Genomic DNA, 21,788 nt, shown 5'->3' with positions numbered 1-21,788 from the left:
CATTGCAGGAGATACCATGGCTGCCACGCCTTCCAACATGCTGCCCCTGGGTACGCTAGCCCCCGATTTCAATCTGCCCGATACCGTCACCGGCAAGCACTTCGGTTTGCAGGATTTAAAAGGCGAGCAGGGCACCGTCATCCTGTTCATCTGCAATCATTGCCCCTATGTGATGCACATCAAACAGCAGTTGATCGCCATTGCCCAGCAGTACGCGACATTGGGTATCGCCACGATCGCGATCAGTTCCAACGACATCGAAAATTATCCGGAAGACGCGCCGGACAAGATGAAAATATTGATGGCGGAATGGGGTAATCCCTTCGCGGCCTATTTGTATGACGAAACGCAGGCAGTCGCCAAGGCCTATCAGGCCGCTTGCACGCCGGACATTTATTTGTTCGATGCGGATTTGAAGTGTGTTTATCGCGGCCGCCTGGACGGCTCCACGCCGAAAAACGATATTCCGGTAACCGGCGAGGATTTGCGCAATGCCTTGGATAATTTATTGGCCAAGCAGCCGATCAACCCCGAGCAAGTCCCCAGCATAGGCTGCAACATCAAATGGAAGGCGGCCTGATGCCGGTTTCATTAAAGGCGTTGCTCCCAGCGGTTTGGCTAGGGTTGCTGGCGGGTTGTGCCAGCACGCCAACAGCGGAACCGGCGCCTCGCCTGCATCATCTGGTGGTGGTTTGGCTGAAACAGCCCGGCGATGCGCAGCTACGTAATCAATATATTCAAGCCAGCCAGCCCTTGGCCAAATTGCCGGGCGTATTGGCTTACGATGTCGGCACCCCGGCAACTATCCAGCGAGCCCATGCCAGCAAGGCCTTGGACGATTCCTATGACGTGGCCGTATCCGCGGTTTACGAAAGCCCGCAGGCGTTTGCGGTGTTTTTGCAAGACCCCGAATATCAAAGAATCGCGAAAGAGGTGTTGCGGCCTTTGGTGGATAAGTACAAGGTCTACGATTTCGTCGAATAAGGTTCTTGGGCGGGCTTCGGAAAAAGCTGAAGCTTTTTCACTCCCGAATTTCAATTCGGGAGTGCAATCGCTTTAGCTATTGCCTGATAACCCTGGGTTAAACCGTATAGGTGGTCGACGCGGTTTTGCCGCCGCGGCCGGTCCAGTCGGTGTGGAAGAATTCGCCTCGTGGCTTGTCGGTGCGCTCGTACATATGAGCGCCGAAATAATCCCGTTGCGCTTGCAACAGATTGGCCGGCAGCCGCGCACTGCGGTAGCCGTCGTAATAGGCCAATGCGGAGGAGAAGGCCGGCGTCGGAATGCCCTGTTGAATGCCAAAAATCACGGCTTGGCGCCAGCCGCTTTCGGCTTGCTCCATCGCATCGACGAAGAAATCCGCCAGCAGCAGATTTTCCAAATCCGGATTTTGGTTGTAGGCTTGATTGATGTCGTTCAAAAATTGGCTGCGGATGATACAGCCGCCGCGCCACATCAGCGCAATATCGCCGTAGTTCAGCGCAAAGCCGTATTCCTTGGAGGCTTCCCGCATCAACCGAAAGCCTTGCGCATAGGAAATGATTTTAGAGGCATATAAGGCTTGGCGGATCGCGTTGATCAAGGCGATCGTGGCGTGTCTTTCGCCGCCAAATGCGATTCTCGATTTTTGCGGCAACACTTTTGCGGCACGGACGCGCTCGTCCTTTTGCGCCGACAGGCAGCGGGCGAACACCGATTCGCCGATCAAGGTCAAAGGAATGCCCAAATCCAGCGCGTTGATGCCGGTCCATTTACCGGTGCCTTTTTGGCCAGCCGTGTCCAGAATGTTTTCCAGCAAGGGGGCGCCGTTTTCTTCTTTGTAGGCCAGGATATTCGCGGTGATTTCGATCAGATAGGAACTGAGTTCGCCTTGATTCCATTCTGAAAAAATCGCCCGCATCTCGTCGGTGCTCAAGCCCAGACCTTCCTTCAGCAATTGGTAGGCCTCGCAGATCAATTGCATGTCGCCGTATTCGATGCCGTTATGCACCATCTTCACGTAATGGCCGGCGCCGTTGTCGCCGACCCATTCGCAGCAAGGCGCAGCATCGACCTGGGCGCTGATGGCCTGGAATATGGGTTTGACCGCCGGCCAGGCCGCCGGATTGCCGCCCGGCATGATGGACGGGCCGTGGCGCGCCCCTTCTTCGCCGCCGGAGACGCCGGTGCCGATGAACAGCAGGCCTTTTTCTTTCAGGTATTCGGTGCGGCGGTTGCTGTCAGTGAATAGGGAATTGCCACCGTCGATGATGATGTCGCCGGGCGACAGCAGCGGGATCAAATCTTCGATGTATTGATCGACCACGCTGCCGGCCTTGACCATCAGCATGATCTTGCGCGGCGTTTCCAGTTGGTTGATCAGTTCTTGTAACGAATGGGCGCCGACGATTTGTGTATCTTTGGCCGGGCCTTGCAAAAATTCATCGACCTTGCTGGTGGTGCGGTTGTACACGGCGACCTTGAAACCGTGGTCGTTCATGTTCAGAACCAGATTCTGGCCCATCACCGCCAGACCGATTAAACCGATATTTGCTTTCATGGCTGTATCCCGTCATCGTTGCTGATGGCGGGATGGTAACACGTGCGGGCGCAATAATGCCTCCGCGCGGAATCGGAGCGATTATTTGCGCTCAGTCGAGCGCTTGAGTCTTGGATTTCGGTAGCATGCGACGCAAGGTATCGTCGTGCTGAACATAATGGTGATACAGCGCCGCCAAAACATGCAGGCCTATCAAGTAATAACCGATTTCGCCGACGGTTGCGTGAATTTCCTTGATGAATTTGGCCAGTTCCTTGTCTTCGCTTATCAAGGCCGGTAGTTGCAGGCCGAAAAACGGAATCGGCTTGCCGGCGGCGCTTAACGTCAACCAACCCATCAGGGGCATGGCTAGCATGAACAGATACAGCAGCCAGTGGGCCAGCTTGGCGGAGGCTTGTTGCCAAGCCGGCGGCTGTGGCGTAATCGTCGGCGTCTCGCCCAAAAGGCGCATGCCGATACGCGGCAAAACCAGCAGCAATATCGACAAGCCGAACATGAAATGCAACGCTTTCATCGCTTCGCGCGGGTCGGAGCCCTTCGGAAATAATTCCCGCAGTTCGATGAAGGCATAGGTGGAGATCATCAAGATCAACATCAACCAGTGCAGGATTATGCTCGGTGTGCTGTAGCGGGGGCTTGCGTCTTTAGATGTCATTGATAATTTCCTATCTGGATATTTCGAGGGCGTAGGGTACGCATTGCGTACCCTACAAAAGAGCCAGGATTATTTTTTCAATGCCGCGGCCTCGCTCGCCCGCCGCGTGATTTCCGCCCAGTCTTCGGCATCTACCAGATCGGCCGGCGCCATCCAGGAGCCGCCGACGCAGGCGACATTTTTCAATGCCAGATATTCGGGCGCGTTTTTGGGATTGACGCCGCCGGTCGGACAGAAGGTGACTTGCGGCAAGGGACCGCCAAGGGATTTCAGCATCGGTATGCCGCCGGCGGCTTCAGCCGGAAAGAATTTCATCGCATTGATGCCTTTTTCCAATAAACGCATGACCTCGCTGGGTGTGATGACGCCGGGCAGGATAGGCACACCGGATGCCAGCGCTTCGTTGAGCAGATTTTCGGTGATGCCGGGGCTGACGATGAATTCCGCACCGGCGTCAATCGCTTGATACAAGGTATGAGGGTTGATGATGGTGCCCGCGCCGACGATGGCGTCCGGTACTTCGGCTTTGATACGTCGGATACATTCCAGTGCCACCGGCGTGCGCAATGTGATCTCCAAAACTTTCAAGCCACCGTCGACTAGCGCGCGAGCCAGAGGGACGGCATGTTCCAGATGATTGATGACCATGACCGGCATAACGGGCGAGGTGGTCATGACTTCTTTGATGGTGACGGACATAGTATTTTCCTAAGGGTGTTATCTTGTTATTAAAGTGATATTTTATGGCGAATGTCGTCAAAACGCATAGATTAAGCGCAAACCCGTCATGAATTCGGGTTTTCTGTTGTGATCTTTGGTTACACCGGCACCCAGTTGTAAAGTGGTATGGGACGCGAAATCATAATGAAGTTGCGGCATCAATAGGTAATTCCATTTTCCATTGGCATGGAATTCAGTATTCATTTCCAAGCCCAGAGTAACTTGTTGAGAAAAATCATAGAATCCACTGGTGTTGAATAGACCGACGAAGGCACCGTCCGCGTTGAGGTCGTCGCGGCGCAGGCCCATCATGCTGAGGCTGGAAAATCGGCTGCCAAGGCGTAAGCCCAGGATGTATAGCGCATCGAATGTGTAAGTGTGGCGTTCACGATTGTAATAACCTATTAGCTGCCAGCCATGTATGGCGCGCCGATTCAACAGGCTGCCCCAGGTACCTTGCAGGGCAACTTTGTAGGCTTCGATTCGGCTGTTTTCAAAGGGTAATTCCAGTTCGAGCGCTAAATCGTCCAGCAGGCCTATCTCGAACTCCGGCGCCCATTCGGTATGCGATTCAGAGAGGTTGTGCAGCATCAATGCATTAACCTCCGCTTCACCTTGTTGAACGCCCAAAGGTCTAACCAGATCGAACACCATGGGCTCTGGAATGTGCGGCTTCTCGCTGCTTAGCGCGGTATCGCCCTCTATGCCGGTGTCATCGGTATTGGCTAAAACATGCGGAGCAAAGCTCAAGCTGGATGCTAACAAGCCCGCAATAATAGAATGTTTGCTCAAAACAGCTGGCATGGTTGGAATTCCACAGTTAATTCAGTGACCGAGTTGGCATGGTGTGATTCAACGCCTTGTTTGCATTGGATTACTCGGAGCCGAACCGAGCGCAATTCGGCTTAGGCTCCGAGGTCATTGAAAGGCAAGCGTATGAAAAGCCGCCTTTGTTCAGTCCACGAAAAACAAATTGGTCGCGCCGGTTTCTGCGGTTGAAGCCTGCGCGCGCATCGCGCCGAACAATTCGCGGCCCATGCCGAAATGATGGCCGGTCGCATGGTTGGGTTCGGCGACACGCGCTTTGAACTCGGCGGGATCGACTTGCACGTTGACCTCGCCAGTTTGCGTGTTCATCACGATGATGTCGCCGTCGCGCACTTTCGCCAGCGGACCGCCGTCGATGCATTCCGGCCACATGTGAATCGCCGAAGGCACCTTGCCGGATGCGCCGGACATGCGTCCGTCGGTCAGCAAGCCTACTTTGAAGCCCCTGTCTTGCAGAACGCCCAGGACAGGGGTCAGTTTGTGCAATTCAGGCATGCCATTGGCTTTGGGGCCCTGGAAGCGCAATACCACGATGACGTCTTTTTCCAGCTCGCCGCGTTTGAAGGCAGCCACCACATCCAACTGGTCGTCGAATACCATGGCGGGCGCGGTGACGACCTGATGATCTTCCGAGACGGCGGATATTTTGGATACGCCGCGGCCCAGATTGCCATGCATCACATGCAGGCCACCACCGGCGGCGAAAGGTTTTGCCACGCTGGCGATGATTTCGGGATCGCGCGATTCGCTAGGACCGGGCTGCCATTGTAATTGGCCGTCTTGCAGCGTCGGTACTTGACTGTATTGGGCCATGCCGCGCTGGTCGCCTATGGTCAGGATGTCGCCGTGCAACAAGCCGTGATCCAGCAGTTCGTGTATCAATAAGCTCATGCCGCCGGCCGCCTGGAATTGGTTGACGTCGGCCGGGCCGTTCGGATAGATCTTGGTCAGCAACGGAATGACTTTGGATAGGGCGTCGAAATCGTCCCAGTTGATGATGATGCCGGCGGCGCGGGCAATCGCGATCAAATGGATGGTATGGTTGGTCGAACCGCCGGTCGCCAGCAAGCCGATGATGGCATTGATGATGGCTTTTTCGTCGATCACATGCGCGATTGGCCTGAAGTCGTTGCCCAGCGCGGTGAATTTCAACACCTGCCTGGCGGCGGCCTTGGTCAGTTCGTCGCGCAGTGGGGTGTAAGGATTGATGAAGGAACTACCGGGCAGGTGCAGGCCCATGATCTCGACCATCATCTGGTTGCTGTTGGCGGTGCCATAGAAGGTGCAGGTGCCGGGGCTGTGGTAAGACTTGGCTTCCGATTCCAGCAATTCTTTTTCACCGATCTTACCTTCGGCGTATTTTTGCCGGGCGCGGGATTTTTCCTTGTTGGACAGGCCGCTGGTCATGGGGCCGGCTGGCACGAACACGGCCGGCAAATGGCCGAAGCTCAATGCACCGATCAACAAACCGGGTACGATCTTGTCGCAGACGCCCAGATACAGCGCCGCGTCGAACATGTTATGAGCTAGGCCGATCGCGGTGGACATCGCGATGACGTCGCGGCTGAATAGCGACAATTCCATGCCCGGCATGCCCTGGGTGACGCCGTCGCACATCGCGGGCACGCCGCCGGCGAATTGAGCCACGCCGCCGGCTTCGCGCACGGCCTGTTTGATCAGGGCAGGATAATCCTTGTAGGGTTCGTGCGCGGACAGCATGTCGTTGTAGGCCGAGATGATGCCGACATTGGGCTTGGGGCCATGAGACAATTCTTCTTTTTCGATGGCCGAACAGACCGCGAAACCGTGGGCCAGATTGGCGCAAGGCAGTTTATTGCGTTGCGGGCCTTCGGCGATGGCGGCCTCTATGCGCTTCAGATAAGCGGCACGGGTTTCCCGGCTGCGGGCGATGACTTGTTCTGTGACTTTTTCGAGTACGGGATGCATTAAGGATGTCTCCGGGTGATGCGAGTGCGGGACACTTTACCAGGGTGTCAAAGGGTTTCGGGTAATTCGATTTCGGCTTCTTGCGGTTGGAAAACCACTTCTTCGGTGGCCGGCGGCATGTCCTCGGGCAACATCACCACTTGGTCGGGTACTGGAACAGCGGCCATTTCCAGCGCAGGTTGTTGAGCGTTTTGTAAAAACAATAGCGGAGCGGCGGTCAACGCCATCAGGCCGAAGGCCAGCATGGAACGTTCAAAACCCCAGTTGAATCCAGTCGAGGCGCTGACTGTTTTCCAGGGCTTTTGATCCAGCCAATTCAAAAATGCTGCCAATAACATCATCAAGCCTATGCCAGCCAGATTGACCCAGGCGCTGTCGATCAGATCGGCCTGCGTGCCGTCCAGCAACATGCCGCCGAGTAATGACAAACAGCTGCCGAACATGAAAATAGGCAGAGACTGCTGACCCATCGTAATGATTGCTCGCGCGATTCCACTCTGTAACCAATGTTGGCGCTTATGCATGAACAGCGTGACCAAATAAGTCATCGCCAAAAAATGCAGATAACGCAGGAAGCCCAAATGGCTCTTATCCAGCCAGCCAGCCCACTGCTCGCGCACCGCGGCGAACCAAGGCAGGCGTTGATAGCCGAAGGCGTTTTCCAGTGGATAACAAAAAATGACGAAAGCAATGCACAACCACATCAAGCCGCGATTGCTGCCGGGCATGGACAGCCAGCCGCTGCTGAAGGCAAAACCGGTGAAAAAAACCAGCTGCCAGCAGAAAGGGTTGAAATACCAGGGGTGTCCTGTCAATGGATCGGCGGTCAGCTCCCAGCCAAAGTGCCACGCGGCCAGATAAATCGACAATGAAAATGCCAACGCCAGCCAGGTGTGAATGCGTGACAACGCCCAGATCATCGGTAGCCATAGCATGATCACCAGATACATCGGCAGAATATCGATGAAGTTGGGGACGTATTTGAGGCTGACCAAGGCCAGCACCGCATCTTGCGTTTGATCGAAGAAATAATTCAGATTGTCCAGTTGCCAATGGCTGCCGATGAAACCTTGCGCCTGCATGGCGAGATAGAGGGTTGCCATCAACACGAACAGGGCAAGATGCGCGACATAGATCTGACCGCAACGGAACAGCACTCTGATCGCGCCCAGGCCGGTACCGGCCTGGCTGAAGCTGCGGCCAAAGGCAATGGCGGCGGCGAAACCGGACAAAAACACGAACGTTTCGGCGGCATCGCTGGGACCGAGGCGAGAGGGCGTATAAGCAAACCAGGGATTACCAGGCATGTGGTTGATGAAAATGACCATCAAGGCCAGACCGCGAAAGAAATCCAGCTGCAAGTTCCTGGGCGAGGTGGGGCGAGTGTCCGGTTTCATTGGGCGTGTCCCGTGGGTGGTGGTAGATGTGGGCAGAATGCGACTTGCAGCTTAAAAGGTGCTGAAAAAAGTTTGCATGACCGGCTCGCGGTATCGTGGATCATCGATTCCGTGAGCCGGTTGGCACTATGAAGACTTTTAAGGTGCCCAGTACAATTCAACAGGTACTTGCTCCTGATGCAGCAGGGCGCGAATCGGCATATCCTCTACGGGGCCGGGTTGTTGTGCGGCGCTAAACACGGTGAGTTTGTCCTCGCCGGTGAACAAAATGATCACGCGATCGGTTTTCATCAACGCAGATAAGGTCAAGGTCATTCTCTCGGTATTGGGTCCGGTGACTTCGCTCTGATTGGCGCTGATCGCGGCGGTCAGATTGTCGTTGTCTGGTTTTAAGGCGTCGGCCAAGCCTTTGGCGCGCGGGAACAGCGATGCGGTGTGTCCGTCCGGCCCCATGCCGACAATCGCCAGGCTAAAGGGTTGCGGTAGCTTCCGATAATTGGCTTCGGTTTCGCCTTGACCGGACGAGGCCGTTTTCGCGGTGGTTTTCATGCCGATGAATTCGGCCGCCTTGGCGTTGTTGATCAACAGCGTGCGCCTGATTAGCGCTTCATTGCTGGCGGCATGAGCTGGGTCCACCCAGCGCTCGTCCACCAGCGCGATTTTGATTTTTTTCCAGTTCAGTTCGGTTTTGGATAACGCTTCATACAAAGGCGCCGGCGTGCTGCCGCCAGAAACCAGCAGTGTCGCCACGCCGTGTTTGCTGAGTGCTTCCGCTAAAACATCCTGACATTCGGCCACTAACGCCGTAAAAAGATGATGACGCTGTTCAAAAAAGAATTCTTTAACCATGGTTATTCTCTCAATAAGGATGGTGTTGGTTATTCTTCCCAGGCACGCCCGTCGCGTGCCAGTAATGCGACCGATGCCACTGGACCCCAGCTACCCGCGGGATAGGGTTTGGGTGGCGTGTGGTTGTGTTGCCAGGCATCCTGAATCGAATCGACCCAGGTCCAGGCTTGTTCTATTTCCTCGCGGCTCAAAAACAGCGTCGGGTTGCCGCGCAGGGCTTCCAGAATCAATTTTTCGTAGCCGCCGAAAATTCGGTTTTTCTTGAAGGTTTCGGAAAAGCTCAAATCCAGTTTGGTCTGTTGCAACTTGATGTTGCCGTCTATGCCCGGCACCTTGTTCAACATCATGACATCCACCCCTTCGTTCGGTTGCAAATGAATGACCAGTTTATTGGCCGGCAGTTCATGAAAACTGTCCTTGAAGATGTTGTGCGGCAATTGCTTGAAATTGACCACGATCTCGGTGCGTTTGTTGGGCGTGCGTTTGCCGGTGCGCATGTAAAACGGGACACCGGCCCAGCGCCAGTTATCGATATCCACGCGGATCGCGACGAAAGTTTCGGCCGTGCTTTCGGTGTTGGCACCTTCTTCTTCCAGATAACCCGGTACCGACTTGCCTTTGATGAAACCGGCGGTGTATTGGCCGCGCACGGTTTTTTCCTCGACATTGCGCACGGTGATTGGCCGCAAGGCTTTCAGGACCTTGATCTTTTCCATGTGTATGCTTTCCGCGGACAAATCGGCGGGCGGTTCCATCGCGACGAAGGTCAGGATTTGCAGCAAATGGTTTTGCAGCATGTCGCGCAACTGGCCGGTCTTGTCGAAATATTCCCAACGGCCCTCGATGCCGATGTCTTCTCCCACCGTGATCTGGATATGATCTATCGTGTTGTGATTCCAGTTGGTCGTGAATATCGAATTGGCGAAACGCAAGGCCAGCAAGTTCAAGACCGTTTCCTTGCCCAGGTAATGGTCGATGCGGTAGACCTGGTCTTCGTGGAATACGTCGGCGACGGCGTCGTTGATTTCTTTCGACGATTTCAGGTCGTGGCCGATGGGTTTTTCCATCACCATGCGCGATTCGGCCGTCAATACGCCGCAGTCATGCAAGCCTTGGCAAATGTTTTTGAACAAAAAGGGTGCCACCGCGAAATAATTCACCATGACTCGTTTTTCGACATCGACGACGGTATGCAGTTGTTTGTATTGCTCGGGTTGGGTCAGGTCGATTTTCAAATAAGACAAGCGCTTGGAAAAACGTTGCCAGATTTCATCGTCGATGACATTGTTCAAAAATGCCTGCAAGCTTTTGTGCGCAATTTCGACGAAACTGTCGCTGGTTTCTTCCAAACGATCCACGCCGATGATGCGCGTATCGGGTTCGAGCAGATTGTGTTTTTCCAAACGGTATAAGGAAATCAGCAGTTTACGTTTGGATAAATCGCCCAGTGCGCCGTAAATCACCAGGTCGCAGGGTTTGTAAGTAATGTTTTTTGTCATGTCTTTGGGGCTACGGAGCAAAAAGCCCAATGCCATTTACAGCGTTTCAATGGGGCAAGGGGCGATTAAAATCTGCTTATTATAGTGTCCGCGGTGCTTGACAAACAAGGCGCCCGCCAAAGGCTGTGGAAAATTAGGCTGCAGCAAGGCCAGTTTGAAGCGACTCAGGAAAACATTTCGCTGCTGTAACGCGATACTTTGACCGTGTCCGACCAATAATCCGGCGGTAGGCCCGCTTTTTGTTTCAGATGGCGCAAAAACAGCCTCGGATCGGGCAGCTGTTCCCAAACCGAAGGTAAAAAAGTGCCGCGGAGATGGCCTTCTTGCAGAATCAAGCCGTCGATGCCGGGTTGTAATTGGGCGATCAAGTCTTGCTCCGAACTGAAACTGATGGGTTCGGCGGGGCTCAAGATCGAGATGTGCAAATCAAGCTCCGCAAACTCGTCGTCGGCCAATGGCGGGAATCGAGGGTCGCGGAATGCGGCGGAAAACGCGTTTTCGGCGACGTCTTCCACCAGCGGTCTTATCGCTTCCAGCATGCCGATGCAACCGCGTAGTTGCCCCTGACGTTCCAGTGTCACGAAGGTAGCGCGAGTGACCGTCAATTCCGGCGGGTAGCTCTGTAAATCAAGCCGTAATGGTCTGCCGGTTTTCAAGCCATGGGCGATCGAATCGCGCGCGACTTTAAGCAAGATTGCTCTTTGTGAATCATTCAACGACATAGGCGCCATACCCCACTACCCGATATTTGTCGCCGGCGGTGTCGCCGGAATTTCTTAGATCGATATTTTTGATTTTCAGGGATTTGTCTTGCAACACTTTCAGCAGCCCGCTGACGGGTACCTTGCCGCAGGCTTGCTCGGATGACAGGTGTTGATAATCTAAATGCTCGATTAGTTCGCTGGTGTGCTTATCCAGACGCTGGGCCGTCGAGTAATCGTGATAGTGGCTGAGATCGGAGCTGATGACGATCAAGGTTTCGTCGCCACCCCAAAGTTTTTCGATGACCTGACTCACTTGGGACGGACTGGCGTCGCCGGCGACGATGGGGACCAGCTTGAAATGGCTCAGCACCTGTTGTAGGAAAGGCAAATGGACTTCCAGACTATGCTCCAATGCGTGGGCTTGTTCCAGATAACCGACAAAGCGCAGAGACTGCAGCGATTCTATGGCTTCCTTGTCGATCTCAATTGAGCCCAGCGGGGTCGTGAAGGTGTCGGCGCTGCTGACCGCCAAGCCTTGAAAGGCCACCCGATGCGAAGGGCCGATCAACACGACCCTGGAAATGCTTTCGCGAACGCTGTTCAGTCTTGCATAGGCGCTGGCGGCGATCGGGCCGGAATAAATGTAACCGGCATGCGGGGCGATGATGGCCTTGGGTGCCTTGCCATCGGGCCTGGCCTGGCGTAAAAAATCGGCCATCATGCGGCTCAACGTGGTGGGGTCGGCAGGGTAGAAACTCCCTGCAACGGCGGGTGCTCTGTTCATGACATCTACCTCCGTTGGAAAAGGCCTAACAATTTGGCTGAAAATGACTTCTCTTTTGCCTGTTTGAACCCTGGGGTGCACCGAGCGAGGAACGCCGTAAACCCTTCCGTGGGGGCTTGACAGCAGCGTGTCCTTGCTGCCGACATCCCCACTTGGTACTCCCCAGGTCTCTGGCCATGTTTGGAAAGTTATTTATGACCATATCCCAAGCATAAAATGTTTAACCGCTAGGGTCTCGATATGTTACAACAACCGTTAGCAATTCCGGGAACGTTATTCTAAATTTTTTCTCGAACATCAACCGGTTATCGGTTGAATGCCGGCTGCGAGACTGAGGTGTGTCCTTGCGCCGCTTCAGAGTCGATCAAGGCATGGACGCGCGTATGACAGGAGAACGATGATGACCACATTCATTAGTCACGACACGGTTGCCACCCACTATTGGCATAAGCTGGACGATGGTCGCATACAATGCGATTTGTGTCCGCGTTTTTGTAAATTGCACGAGGGTCAGCGTGGCCTCTGTTTCGTGCGACAGAATCTGGCTAATCAAATCGTCATGACCAGCTATGGCCGTTCCAGCGGTTTTGCGATAGACCCGATCGAGAAAAAGCCGTTGAATCATTTTTTGCCGGGTACGCCGATATTGTCGTTCGGCACCGCCGGCTGCAATCTGGCCTGCAAGTTTTGTCAGAATTGGGATATCAGCAAGTCGCGGGAAATGGATACCCTGATGAGCAAGGCCGCGCCAGATGAAATCGCCAGGGCAGCAAAAGCCCATGGCTGCAGCAGCGTGGCTTATACCTATAACGACCCGGTGATTTTTCACGAATATGCCATCGATACGGCGCAAGCTTGCCGCGAATTGGGACTGAAATCCGTTGCGGTGACCGCGGGTTATGTCTGCGCCGAACCCCGCGTCGAGTTCTACCGTTGGATGGATGCCGCCAACGTGGATTTGAAAGCCTTCAGCGAAGATTTTTATCACAAAATTACCGGCGGCCATCTACAACCCGTTTTGGAAACCTTGTTGTATCTGAAGCATGAGACGCAAGTCTGGTTCGAACTGACGACCCTGCTGATTCCCGGCGAAAACGATGCCGAAGCCGAGCTGGAAGCGATGACGCAGTGGGTGGTGGAAAAGTTGGGGCCGGACGTGCCGATGCATTTCACGGCCTTTCATCCGGACTGGAAAATGATGGACAAGCCACACACGCCGACTTCGACCTTGCTGAAGGCACGCAATATCGCCCGCAAAAATGGTGTGCGTTATGCCTATGTCGGCAACGTTCATGACAAGGCGGCCGAAAGCACCTATTGCCATCGTTGTGGTGAACTGTTGATAGGTCGCGACTGGTATGTGCTGTCCGACTGGAATCTGGATGCCAAAGGGCAATGTCGTTTTTGCGGTACCGCCTGCGCCGGCTTTTTCAACCCTCAACCCGGTGATTGGGGTGCCAAGCGGCAGGCGGTGCGTTTTTAGCGATTTGAATCGGCGGTTTTTCGATCAGCACTGGGCACAAAACGGCTGTGACGGTATCAAGGTACGGCTCGACCAAGTCGCTAGCTGCCGGATAAAAAAGAGGGAATTGGCTCCCGATTTCCTGAATTATTGGTTTCTCGCCGCCAGCCGGGGAATGTCCTGGCTGATAAACAAGGCGGGATCGACGGTTTCCTGGTTCAGATAGACTATCCAATGCAAGTGCGGGCCGGTGACGCGGCCGGTGGCGCCGACGGCACCGAGGCGTTGGCCTTGCCGGACTGCTTGACCAACTTGGACGTCGATTTTGCTCATGTGCAGATAGGCGCTGATCAGGCCTTGGCCGTGGTCCAGGAAAACCGTATTGCCGTTGAAGAAAAAGTTGCCGGCACCGATCACGGTGCCAGAGGCGGGCGCCAGAATGTCGGTGCCGGTGGCTGCGGCGATATCAAGACCGTTATGCGGATTGCGCGGCTGGTCGTTGAAAAAGCGCTTTAGTCCGAACAAGCTGCTCAAGCGGCCTTCGACTGGCGCGACAAAGTAGGTATCGGCCGGGCGTTCGCTCCAGGTGTCCTTGATGCGCGCCATTTCCTGTTTTTCGGCTTCGATGCGGCTTAAATCCGCCGGCGTCATTTCATCGACCATGCGTTTGTTCTTGATCTTTAGCCGTTGTTCGGGATAACGCTTGTCATTCACGCTGAACGGGATTTGTTCGCGATGTCCTGTTTGCTCGATCTCGAGGGTTTGCGTGCCGGGCTTGGCATCCAGCGGAATACCGACCAAAGCCAGCCAGTGGTGGTTTTGTTGCGTGACGAGCACGCGGCGATTGCCATAAAAGACTTTGGGGGCGGGTTGCAGGCCATCACCGATGACGATTTCCGCGATGCCGCCGGGTACAGAAGATGCCTGTGGTAGTAAATCCGCTGGCGACGGCGCCGGAATCATCAATAGCATGCTTAAGCGCCAAACCAATTTTAGCGATGTTCGTGAATTAATCACGGATGATCTCCTTGACCTGGCTGACGATGCGGCCTTTGGCCAAACGGGTGTCGATTAGGGTGTCTAAGGCGACATCGGCGGCCGCTTTGACGATCTTGCTGGTGTCATGCTGCTGCACGATGGCGTAACCGCGCTCCAGGGTTGACAACGGGCTGACCGCTTGCAAAGTCTGGCTGATGCCGGCTTGTTGTCGTTTCAAGGTGACGAGTTTCAAATCCATCGCGCGTTGCAGGCGTTGTTGCAGATACTGCAGTTGTTGCTGGTGCTGGGCTATTTTATCGATTGGCTGGAATTGTTTGAGCTTTTGACTGCCCAGCGTCAGTCGGTGCTGGTTTTGTTTGAGTGTGAGTTGCATGGCTTTATTTAAACGCTGCTCCAGTTCATCCAGGCGTTGGGCGTTCCGTTGCAGTCTTTCGCCGGGATGCTGGATTTGCAAGGCTTTTTCCAGCCAGTTCAGGCGTTGTCTGTGCTGGCTGAGTTGCCTGCGCAGTTTCTCGATGAGTTGATTTTCCATGAACCTGAAGCCGCCCAGCCATTCGGCTTGATTGGGCACGGCATGTTCGGCCGCCGCCGAGGGGGTCGGCGCGCGCAAATCGGCGACGAAATCCGCGATGGTGAAATCCACTTCATGGCCAATGCCGGAAATCACCGGGATATGGCTGCCGGCGATCGCGCGGGCGACGATTTCTTCGTTGAAGGCCCACAAATCTTCCAGCGAACCGCCGCCGCGCGCCAGGATGATCACGTCTGCATCCTTACGTCGATTGGCCGTTTCCAACGCCGCTTGGATCTCGAACTTGGCGGATTCGCCTTGTACCGCGACCGGGTAGATCAGGATCGGAACGACTGGAAAGCGCCGCTTCAAGACCGTCAAGATGTCATGTATCGCCGCGCCGCTGGGCGAGGTGATGACGCCGATTTTTCTCGGAATCAGCGGGATGGGTTGCTTGCGGCTTTCGTCGAACAAACCTTCGTTCAAGAGTTTGGTTTTCAGTTTTTCGAAAGCTTGTCTCAACGCACCGTCGCCGGCTTGTTCCAGATGTTCGACCACCAGTTGATAGTCGCCCCGCGGTTCGTACAAACTGACTTGCGCGCTGGCGATGACCCTGTCTCCGTTGCCGGGCCTGAAGCCCAAGCGTTGCTGTTGGCCGCGAAACATCGCGCAGCGCACCTGGGCCTGGGCGTCTTTCAGCGTGAAATACCAGTGTCCGGACGAGGGCGCGCTGAAGTTGGAGACTTCACCTTCGACCCGCACGGTCATGAAGTGGCTGGCCAACAGACGTTTGGCTTCCCGATTCAATTCGGAAACGCTGTAAATTAATTCGGATGTCGCCACGAATCAGTTTCTGCGGTTGAAAAAGCCGGCGGCCCAAAAGCCTGCATAAATGCTGGCCACCATCAGCAGCGCTTCCCGATTGCCTATGGCGATGCTGGTGAAGGCGGGGCCGGGGCAGTAGCCGGTCATGCCCCAGCCGATGCCGAAGATGGCGGCGCCGGTCAGCAGTGCTTTGTCGAGTGCGGTTTTGTCGGTGACATGGAAGCGGCTGTCGAGAACGGGTTTGTCATGGCGCCTGGCCCAGCGGAAGCAGGGCATGGCCACGGCCAACGCGCCGGCCATCACCAGGGCCAAACTAGGGTCCCAATCGCCGGCGATATCCAGAAAACCCAAAACTTTGTCGGGATTGATCATTTGCGAGATGGACAAGCCCAAGCCGAAAATGACGCCAGAGAGCAATGCTGAAAAAAGAAGGTTCATGCGGCTATTTGAAATACGTGGCGAATCAGATAAACGGTCAGCAAGCCGCTGGCCATGAAAATCAGGGTGGCGACGATGGAGCGCGGCGACAAAAGGGCGATGCCACAGATGCCATGGCCGCTGGTGCAGCCGCTACCGAGGCGGGTGCCGAACCCCACCAGAAAGCCACCCAATATGATCAAGGTCGTTGGGTAATCCTGGCGCAGGGAAAACGTGTCCGTCGCCAGCAGTTGCCAAAGGCCGGCACCGAGCATCAAGCCCAGTAAAAAACTAAGACGCCAGTGCCGGTTTGGACCGCTCGTCGTGAACAGGCCGCTCATGATGCTGCTGATGCCGGCGATGCGACCATTGAACCAAAATAATAAAAATGCGCTGATGCCGATCAACGCACCGCCCAATAGCGCGGAAATTGGAGTGAAATTTTGCAAAATCGCTACTCGTGAATGATGTCAAAGGTCTTATTTTACGGCGCTTTTCACTCCACTGCAGCGCGAATTCCGAGGCATGGCTGTTTGAATCGGCCGCTTGGTTTAAAATCGTCTTTATCACTTCGACTCAGTCAGGAATCAAAAGACCGCCATGCATGAACATCAATTGGTTAATTGGCAGCATCCGCATAATTTTGCGCGTATCAATCGGCGTGGGGAAAGACGCACCAAATGGGTGCTGGCGCTGACATTCATCACCATGCTGGTGGAGATAGTGGCTGGCGTGCAATTTCATTCGATGGCATTGCTGGCCGATGGCTGGCACATGGCCACGCATGTGATGGCCTTCATGATTACCATTTTTGCGTTCCGCTACGGGCGCATTCATGAGCAAGATAGAACCTTCGCCTTCAGTCCGGCCAAAGTCAGCGTATTGGGCGGTTTTGCCAGTTCGGTGGCGCTGGCGGTGGTGGCTTTCATGATGGTGGCGGAGTCCGCCGAAAGACTCATCACGCCAGAAGTCATTCAGTTTGACGATGCCATCATCGTGGCTGTGGCGGGTTTGCTGATCAATTTGTTGAGCGCATTGCTACTCAGCGATCACCACCATCACCACGATCATGATCATCATGATCATCATGATCACCCGCATGAGCATCACGACCACCACGATCACAATCTGCGGGCGGCTTATCTGCATGTAATGGCCGATGCCTTGACCTCGATACTGGCGATCGTGGCCCTGCTGGCCGGCAAATACTATGGCTGGAACTGGCTGGATGCCGTGATGGGCTTCGTCGGCGCGGCGGTGATTTTGCTTTGGGCCAGGGGCTTGATCAAGGAAACCAGTCCGATACTATTGGATCAGGCCATAGACGAACATTATCAGCAGGCGATACAGGATACACTGGAGGAAGACGGCGAATGCAAGGTCACTGATATTCATATCTGGCGTATCAGTCCGTCGCATCATGCGGCGATTGTCGTGCTGGTGACGCGTTTTCCGAAATCGCCCTGTTATTACAAAACCTTGCTGGCCAATTTTGTGCATCTGGACCATGTCACAGTCGAAGTTAATGCGTGTACTGGCGATGAATGCGTGGCGAAAGACCTCGGCTAAAAAAGGCTGAAGGACGAATGAGGTCGTCGTCAAGCCAGGCGCATGTATCGACTGCGGATTGGGCAATAGCTAAAGCTATTGCACTCCTGCCTCTTGGAGTGAAAAAGCTTTAGCTTTTTCTATGAAATCGACGCGAGGGCGTCAAGGGATGGCGATTAGGACTTGGCCAGTTTCTTTACGGCTTCGGTCACGATGTCCAGCAAATCACTGCCGCCGTTATCGACATACTCGACGATTTGTTTGCGCATGCGCGGTTCCCAGAAATTTCTGATGTGTTGTTCCACGCCTTGAATGGCCAGGTCTCTATCGGGTTCGGATTTGAAAAAGGCGCCGATGTTGTTGGCCATTTTGATTAAATTGCTGTTATCCATAGGTTATGCGACCGTTTCTTGATGATGTTGTAAACGATGAGGATGGGTGTAGATCACGTGTCTGTCATTGCGGGCAAAGCCAATCAAGGTCAAGCCGCATTCTTCGGCCAATTTTATCGCCAAGCCGGTGGGCGCGGAAATCGCGGCCAGTAAGGTGATGCCGACGCTGGCGGCTTTTTGTACCATTTCGTAGCTGGCGCGACTGGTAACCAGTAGCCAGCCTTGTTCAAAATTGCAATGGGCCTTGGAAAGGGCGCCGATCAACTTGTCCAGCGCATTATGCCGACCGACATCTTCCCGCACCGCGACTATGCCTTTTTCCGGTTCCAGCCAGGCGGCGGCGTGTACCGCGCCGGTGATTTGATTGAGGGACTGCTTGCTTGGCATGTCGGCGAGGGCTTGGCATAACACATCGGCATCCAGCAGCAAACCTTTGCCGACCGGCGGCGGCTGTCTGACGGCTTGTTCCAAGGTGGTGGCACCGCACAAACCGCAGCCGGTGCGCCCCGTCATGTTGCGACCTTTGCTTGCCATGCCTTCGCAGCGTTGTTCCGGAATGGTCATGCGTACCTCTACGCCTTTGGAGCGCTGTACGACTCGAACCGATTGTAATTCGGAAGGATGCCGGATGATGCCTTCGGTCAGGCTGAAGCCCAGCGCAAAGTCTTCCAGATTCAACGGCGTAGCCAGCATCACCACATGCGGATGGGTGTTGTAGACCAGAACGACGGGTACTTCCTCGGCTACGCTGTCTTCCTTTTGTGTGTGAGTCGAGCCGCGCCAGACATCGAAATGGCCTTTTCGATAGCTGGTCCAGCCCAACTCACTGATTGCATCCATGTCCAAGGCTGATGTTAGGTATTGGCGACGATACGGTTATCCAACAATGACAACTGATTGTCGGAAAAGTCCTGGTATTGTTTTTGCCATTCCGAAGGCTGAGCCACCTTGGCCACATGCACGGCGGTTACCTTGTACTCGGGGCAGTTGGTCGCCCAATCCGAGTTGTCGGTGGTGATGACGTTGGCACCGGAATGCGGGAAGTGGAAAGTGGTGTAAACCACGCCCGGTTGCATACGATCGGTGATCAATGCCCGCAACACGGTTTCGCCGGTACGGCTCTTGACGCCAACCCAGTCGCCATCGGCGATACCCAAAACTTCGGCATCGTGCGGATGGATTTCCAACCTGTCTTCTTCGTGCCAAGCCACGTTCGCGGTACGGCGGGTTTGCGCGCCGACGTTGTATTGCGACAAGATCCGGCCGGTGGTCAGAATCAAAGGATACTTGCTGCTGGTGCGTTCTTCCGTGGCGACATACTCGGTCAACATGAAACGGCCCTTGCCGCGAACGAACTGATCGGCATGCATGATAGGCGTACCCTCTGGGGCCTCGTCGTTGCAGGGCCACTGGATGCTGCCCATGCGGTCGAGTTTTTCGTAGCTGACACCGGCAAATTGCGGGGTCAGGCGAGCGATTTCATCCATGATTTCCGACGGATGGTTGTAATTCATCGGCAAGCCCAGTGCATTGGCCAAGTCTTGGGTCACTTCCCAATCTTCCTTGCCGGCCAGCGGGGTCATTACTTTACGCACCGGCGAAATCCGGCGCTCGGCGTTGGTGAAGGTGCCGTTTTTCTCCAGGAACGAAGAGCCGGGCAGGAACACGTGAGCGAATTTGGCGGTTTCGTTCAGGAAAATGTCCTGCACGATCAGACAGTCCAGTTCGCGCAACGCGTGATGCACGTGTTGGATGTCCGGGTCGGATTGTGCGATGTCTTCGCCTTGCACGTACAAGCCTTTGAAACTGCCGTCGATCGCGGCGGCGAACATGTTAGGAATGCGCAGACCCGGTTCTGACGCCAGCGAGACTCCCCAAGCCGCTTCGAATTGGGCGCGGGTGGCTGTATCCGATACGTGGCGGTAACCGACGAATTCATGGGGGAACGAGCCCATGTCGCAAGAACCCTGCACGTTGTTTTGACCGCGCAACGGATTGACGCCGACGCCTTCGCGGCCGATGTTGCCGGTGGCCATCGCCAGGTTGGCAATGCCGATCACCGTGGTCGAGCCTTGGCTGTGTTCTGTGACGCCCAAGCCATAGTAAATCGCGCCATTGCCGCCGGTCGCGTACAAACGGGCGGCCGCGCGCAGGGTTTCTGCAGGCACGCCGGTTAGTTCGGCCACGGCTTCCGGAGAGTTTTCTGGTTTGGCGACGAAAGCCTTCCATTTAGTGAAGGATTCCACGTCGCAGCGTTCGAGCGCAAATTGCTCATCAACCAGACCTTCGGTGACGATGACATGAGCTAGTGCGGTGACGACGGCGACGTTGGTGCCGGGACGCAATTTCAGATGATAATCGGCTTTCACGTGCGGGCTGTTGCGCACCAGATCGATGCTGCGCGGGTCGACCACGATCAGTTTGGCGCCTTGACGCAAACGGCGTTTCATCAACGAACCGAAAACCGGATGGCCATCGGTTGGATTGGCGCCTATCACCATGATGACATCAGCTTGCATGACCGAATCGAAAGTCTGGGTGCCGGACGATTCGCCGAAGGTGGTTTTCAGGCCATAACCGGTCGGCGAATGGCAGACGCGGGCGCAGGTATCGACGTTGTTGTTGCCAAAGCCAGCGCGGATCAGTTTTTGCACCAGATAGGTTTCTTCGTTGGTACAGCGCGACGACGTGATGCCACCGATGGCGTCTTTGCCGTATTTGGCTTGAATGCCCTTTAGTTTGTCCGCGGCAAACTGGATGGCTTCTTCCCAACTGACTTCGCGCCATGGATCGGAAATCTTTTCCCGTACCATCGGCGTGGTGATACGGTCCTTGTGCGTGGCATAACCGAAGGCGAAACGACCTTTCACACAGGAATGGCCGTGGTTGGCGCCGCCATTTTTATCCGGCACCATGCGCACCAGTTGCTCGCCCTTCATGTCGGCGCGGAACGAGCAGCCGACACCGCAATAGGCGCAAGTGGTGATGGTGCTGTGTTCGGGTTGACCGTTTTCGATCACGGAATTTTCCATCAGGGTCGCGGTCGGGCAGGCTTGTACGCAAGCGCCGCAGGAGACGCACTCGGATTCCATGAAGGGTTGGTCTTGACCCGGCGAAACCGTGGACTCGAAGCCGCGGCCGTCTATGGTCAAGGCAAACGTGCCTTGAACTTCCTCGCAAGCGCGCACGCAACGCGAGCAGACGATGCATTTGGATGGATCGAAGGTAAAATACGGATTGCTGGTATCTTTTTCGGCGTTTAAATGGTTTTCGCCGTCGAAACCGTAACGGACTTCGCGCAGGCCAACTGCACCAACTGTGTCCTGTAGCTCGCAGTCGCCGTTGGCGGCGCAAGTCAAACAATCCAGCGGATGGTCGGAAATGTAAAGTTCGGCGATGCCGCGGCGGATGCTGGCCAGTTTGTCGTTCTGGGTACAGACTTTCATGCCTTCCGCGACCGGCGTGGTGCAAGAAGCCGGATAGCCGCGCGCGCCCTCGATTTGCACCAGGCACATGCGGCAGGAGCCAAACGGGTCAAGGCTGTCCGTGGCGCAGAGTTTTGGTATCGTGATGCCGGCTTCGGCGGCTGCGCGCATGACGGAGCTGCCGGCATTGACAGTGACCTGGCGCCCATCGATTTCCAGAGTGACTTGATTTTCGGACGAACTGGCTGGCGTGCCGTAATCGATTTCTTTATTTGCAGACATATGCT

General features: G+C 55.1%; 21 protein-coding genes. 4 read left to right on the top strand and 17 right to left on the bottom strand.

Annotated features, from left to right (window positions below):
• Nucleotides 1-16: 16 nt before the first annotated feature.
• Both NM686_RS16380 and NM686_RS16375 read left to right on the top strand, forming a co-directional pair.
• The gene (locus tag NM686_RS16380) at nucleotides 17-580 is read left to right on the top strand and encodes a thioredoxin family protein (protein ID WP_269021866.1); all 564 of its coding nucleotides are present in this window, start codon (nucleotides 17-19) and stop codon (nucleotides 578-580) included.
• The gene (locus NM686_RS16375; RefSeq protein WP_255188921.1) at nucleotides 580-984 is read left to right on the top strand and encodes a Dabb family protein; all 405 of its coding nucleotides are present in this window, start codon (nucleotides 580-582) and stop codon (nucleotides 982-984) included. Before NM686_RS16380 ends, NM686_RS16375 begins: the two co-directional genes overlap by 1 nt.
• A gap of 97 nt (nucleotides 985-1,081) precedes the next feature.
• Here the strand turns inward: NM686_RS16375 and gnd are convergent, their stop codons facing one another.
• The 10 genes from gnd to amrB form a co-directional block, all read right to left on the bottom strand.
• Nucleotides 1,082-2,539, bottom strand: a complete 1,458-nt coding sequence (gene gnd, locus NM686_RS16370; protein ID WP_255188920.1) for a decarboxylating NADP(+)-dependent phosphogluconate dehydrogenase — start codon at nucleotides 2,537-2,539, stop codon at nucleotides 1,082-1,084.
• 91 nt (nucleotides 2,540-2,630) lie between these two features.
• Nucleotides 2,631-3,194: a cytochrome b gene (locus NM686_RS16365; protein WP_255188919.1), complete on the bottom strand. Its 564-nt coding sequence runs from the start codon at nucleotides 3,192-3,194 to the stop codon at nucleotides 2,631-2,633.
• A gap of 69 nt (nucleotides 3,195-3,263) precedes the next feature.
• On the bottom strand, nucleotides 3,264-3,893 hold the full coding sequence (locus tag NM686_RS16360; protein ID WP_255188918.1) for a bifunctional 4-hydroxy-2-oxoglutarate aldolase/2-dehydro-3-deoxy-phosphogluconate aldolase: 630 nt from the start codon (nucleotides 3,891-3,893) through the stop codon (nucleotides 3,264-3,266).
• A gap of 57 nt (nucleotides 3,894-3,950) precedes the next feature.
• Complete coding sequence (locus tag NM686_RS16355) at nucleotides 3,951-4,718, bottom strand: hypothetical protein (RefSeq protein ID WP_255188917.1); 768 nt, start codon at nucleotides 4,716-4,718, stop codon at nucleotides 3,951-3,953.
• A gap of 150 nt (nucleotides 4,719-4,868) precedes the next feature.
• Complete coding sequence (gene edd, locus NM686_RS16350; RefSeq protein WP_255188916.1) at nucleotides 4,869-6,689, bottom strand: phosphogluconate dehydratase; 1,821 nt, start codon at nucleotides 6,687-6,689, stop codon at nucleotides 4,869-4,871.
• Nucleotides 6,690-6,736: 47 nt separating this feature from the next.
• On the bottom strand, nucleotides 6,737-8,086 hold the full coding sequence (locus tag NM686_RS16345; RefSeq protein WP_255188915.1) for an OpgC family protein: 1,350 nt from the start codon (nucleotides 8,084-8,086) through the stop codon (nucleotides 6,737-6,739).
• 138 nt (nucleotides 8,087-8,224) lie between these two features.
• On the bottom strand, nucleotides 8,225-8,935 hold the full coding sequence (gene pgl / locus NM686_RS16340; protein WP_255188914.1) for a 6-phosphogluconolactonase: 711 nt from the start codon (nucleotides 8,933-8,935) through the stop codon (nucleotides 8,225-8,227).
• A 29-nt stretch (nucleotides 8,936-8,964) separates the two neighbouring features.
• A complete protein-coding gene (gene zwf / locus NM686_RS16335; protein WP_255188913.1) occupies nucleotides 8,965-10,434 on the bottom strand; it encodes a glucose-6-phosphate dehydrogenase in 1,470 nt (489 codons plus the stop codon).
• A gap of 164 nt (nucleotides 10,435-10,598) precedes the next feature.
• Nucleotides 10,599-11,156: an AmmeMemoRadiSam system protein A gene (amrA, locus tag NM686_RS16330; RefSeq protein ID WP_269021865.1), complete on the bottom strand. Its 558-nt coding sequence runs from the start codon at nucleotides 11,154-11,156 to the stop codon at nucleotides 10,599-10,601.
• Complete coding sequence (gene amrB, locus NM686_RS16325) at nucleotides 11,143-11,922, bottom strand: AmmeMemoRadiSam system protein B (RefSeq protein WP_255188911.1); 780 nt, start codon at nucleotides 11,920-11,922, stop codon at nucleotides 11,143-11,145. Before amrB ends, amrA begins: the two co-directional genes overlap by 14 nt.
• Before the next feature lie 400 nt (nucleotides 11,923-12,322).
• Between amrB and amrS the strand changes: the two genes are divergently transcribed.
• A complete protein-coding gene (gene amrS, locus NM686_RS16320; RefSeq protein WP_255188910.1) occupies nucleotides 12,323-13,405 on the top strand; it encodes an AmmeMemoRadiSam system radical SAM enzyme in 1,083 nt (360 codons plus the stop codon).
• Nucleotides 13,406-13,531: 126 nt separating this feature from the next.
• Here the strand turns inward: amrS and NM686_RS16315 are convergent, their stop codons facing one another.
• The 4 genes from NM686_RS16315 to NM686_RS16300 are packed head-to-tail and all read right to left on the bottom strand — an operon-like array spanning nucleotide 13,532 to nucleotide 16,585.
• The gene (locus NM686_RS16315) at nucleotides 13,532-14,356 is read right to left on the bottom strand and encodes a peptidoglycan DD-metalloendopeptidase family protein (protein ID WP_255188909.1); all 825 of its coding nucleotides are present in this window, start codon (nucleotides 14,354-14,356) and stop codon (nucleotides 13,532-13,534) included.
• Nucleotides 14,357-14,393: 37 nt separating this feature from the next.
• Nucleotides 14,394-15,737 (bottom strand): exodeoxyribonuclease VII large subunit, encoded by a 1,344-nt coding sequence (gene xseA, locus NM686_RS16310; RefSeq protein WP_255188908.1) that lies wholly within the window; start codon nucleotides 15,735-15,737, stop codon nucleotides 14,394-14,396.
• 3 nt (nucleotides 15,738-15,740) lie between these two features.
• Nucleotides 15,741-16,157: a YeeE/YedE family protein gene (locus tag NM686_RS16305; protein WP_255188907.1), complete on the bottom strand. Its 417-nt coding sequence runs from the start codon at nucleotides 16,155-16,157 to the stop codon at nucleotides 15,741-15,743.
• Nucleotides 16,154-16,585 (bottom strand): YeeE/YedE family protein, encoded by a 432-nt coding sequence (locus NM686_RS16300; RefSeq protein ID WP_255188906.1) that lies wholly within the window; start codon nucleotides 16,583-16,585, stop codon nucleotides 16,154-16,156. Before NM686_RS16300 ends, NM686_RS16305 begins: the two co-directional genes overlap by 4 nt.
• 151 nt (nucleotides 16,586-16,736) lie before the next feature.
• On the opposite strand from NM686_RS16300, the gene dmeF reads away from it, so the two are divergent.
• Nucleotides 16,737-17,705, top strand: coding sequence for a CDF family Co(II)/Ni(II) efflux transporter DmeF (gene dmeF / locus NM686_RS16295; RefSeq protein WP_255188905.1), 969 nt, complete (start codon nucleotides 16,737-16,739; stop codon nucleotides 17,703-17,705).
• Between the two features lie 155 nt (nucleotides 17,706-17,860).
• On the opposite strand, the gene NM686_RS16290 is transcribed toward dmeF, so the two are convergent.
• The 3 genes from NM686_RS16290 to fdhF are packed head-to-tail and all read right to left on the bottom strand — an operon-like array spanning nucleotide 17,861 to nucleotide 21,783.
• The gene (locus NM686_RS16290) at nucleotides 17,861-18,076 is read right to left on the bottom strand and encodes a formate dehydrogenase subunit delta (protein WP_255188904.1); all 216 of its coding nucleotides are present in this window, start codon (nucleotides 18,074-18,076) and stop codon (nucleotides 17,861-17,863) included.
• Between the two features lie 3 nt (nucleotides 18,077-18,079).
• A complete protein-coding gene (gene fdhD / locus NM686_RS16285; protein WP_255188903.1) occupies nucleotides 18,080-18,916 on the bottom strand; it encodes a formate dehydrogenase accessory sulfurtransferase FdhD in 837 nt (278 codons plus the stop codon).
• Between the two features lie 14 nt (nucleotides 18,917-18,930).
• A complete protein-coding gene (fdhF, locus tag NM686_RS16280) occupies nucleotides 18,931-21,783 on the bottom strand; it encodes a formate dehydrogenase subunit alpha (RefSeq protein WP_255188902.1) in 2,853 nt (950 codons plus the stop codon).
• Between the last annotated feature and the right edge of the window lie 5 nt (nucleotides 21,784-21,788).

The organism is Methylomonas rapida (genome assembly GCF_024360925.2).
GTDB lineage: Bacteria > Pseudomonadota > Gammaproteobacteria > Methylococcales > Methylomonadaceae > Methylomonas > Methylomonas rapida.
Note: the sequence above shows the minus strand (reverse complement) of the source record. Positions and strands in the feature narration are given on the sequence as shown.

Coding starts and splice junctions, on each gene's coding strand:
- NM686_RS16360 (WP_255188918.1), bottom strand. CDS start 3,893: ATGTCCGTCACCATCAAAGAAGTCATGACCACCTCGCCCGTTATGCCG.
- amrS (WP_255188910.1), top strand. CDS start 12,323: ATGACCACATTCATTAGTCACGACACGGTTGCCACCCACTATTGGCAT.
- pgl (WP_255188914.1), bottom strand. CDS start 8,935: ATGGTTAAAGAATTCTTTTTTGAACAGCGTCATCATCTTTTTACGGCG.
- amrA (WP_269021865.1), bottom strand. CDS start 11,156: ATGTCGTTGAATGATTCACAAAGAGCAATCTTGCTTAAAGTCGCGCGC.
- NM686_RS16315 (WP_255188909.1), bottom strand. CDS start 14,356: ATGCTATTGATGATTCCGGCGCCGTCGCCAGCGGATTTACTACCACAG.
- fdhD (WP_255188903.1), bottom strand. CDS start 18,916: ATGGATGCAATCAGTGAGTTGGGCTGGACCAGCTATCGAAAAGGCCAT.
- NM686_RS16365 (WP_255188919.1), bottom strand. CDS start 3,194: ATGACATCTAAAGACGCAAGCCCCCGCTACAGCACACCGAGCATAATC.
- zwf (WP_255188913.1), bottom strand. CDS start 10,434: ATGACAAAAAACATTACTTACAAACCCTGCGACCTGGTGATTTACGGC.
- NM686_RS16355 (WP_255188917.1), bottom strand. CDS start 4,718: ATGCCAGCTGTTTTGAGCAAACATTCTATTATTGCGGGCTTGTTAGCA.
- NM686_RS16305 (WP_255188907.1), bottom strand. CDS start 16,157: ATGAACCTTCTTTTTTCAGCATTGCTCTCTGGCGTCATTTTCGGCTTG.
- gnd (WP_255188920.1), bottom strand. CDS start 2,539: ATGAAAGCAAATATCGGTTTAATCGGTCTGGCGGTGATGGGCCAGAAT.
- dmeF (WP_255188905.1), top strand. CDS start 16,737: ATGCATGAACATCAATTGGTTAATTGGCAGCATCCGCATAATTTTGCG.
- amrB (WP_255188911.1), bottom strand. CDS start 11,922: ATGAACAGAGCACCCGCCGTTGCAGGGAGTTTCTACCCTGCCGACCCC.
- edd (WP_255188916.1), bottom strand. CDS start 6,689: ATGCATCCCGTACTCGAAAAAGTCACAGAACAAGTCATCGCCCGCAGC.
- NM686_RS16375 (WP_255188921.1), top strand. CDS start 580: ATGCCGGTTTCATTAAAGGCGTTGCTCCCAGCGGTTTGGCTAGGGTTG.
- fdhF (WP_255188902.1), bottom strand. CDS start 21,783: ATGTCTGCAAATAAAGAAATCGATTACGGCACGCCAGCCAGTTCGTCC.
- NM686_RS16345 (WP_255188915.1), bottom strand. CDS start 8,086: ATGAAACCGGACACTCGCCCCACCTCGCCCAGGAACTTGCAGCTGGAT.
- NM686_RS16380 (WP_269021866.1), top strand. CDS start 17: ATGGCTGCCACGCCTTCCAACATGCTGCCCCTGGGTACGCTAGCCCCC.
- NM686_RS16290 (WP_255188904.1), bottom strand. CDS start 18,076: ATGGATAACAGCAATTTAATCAAAATGGCCAACAACATCGGCGCCTTT.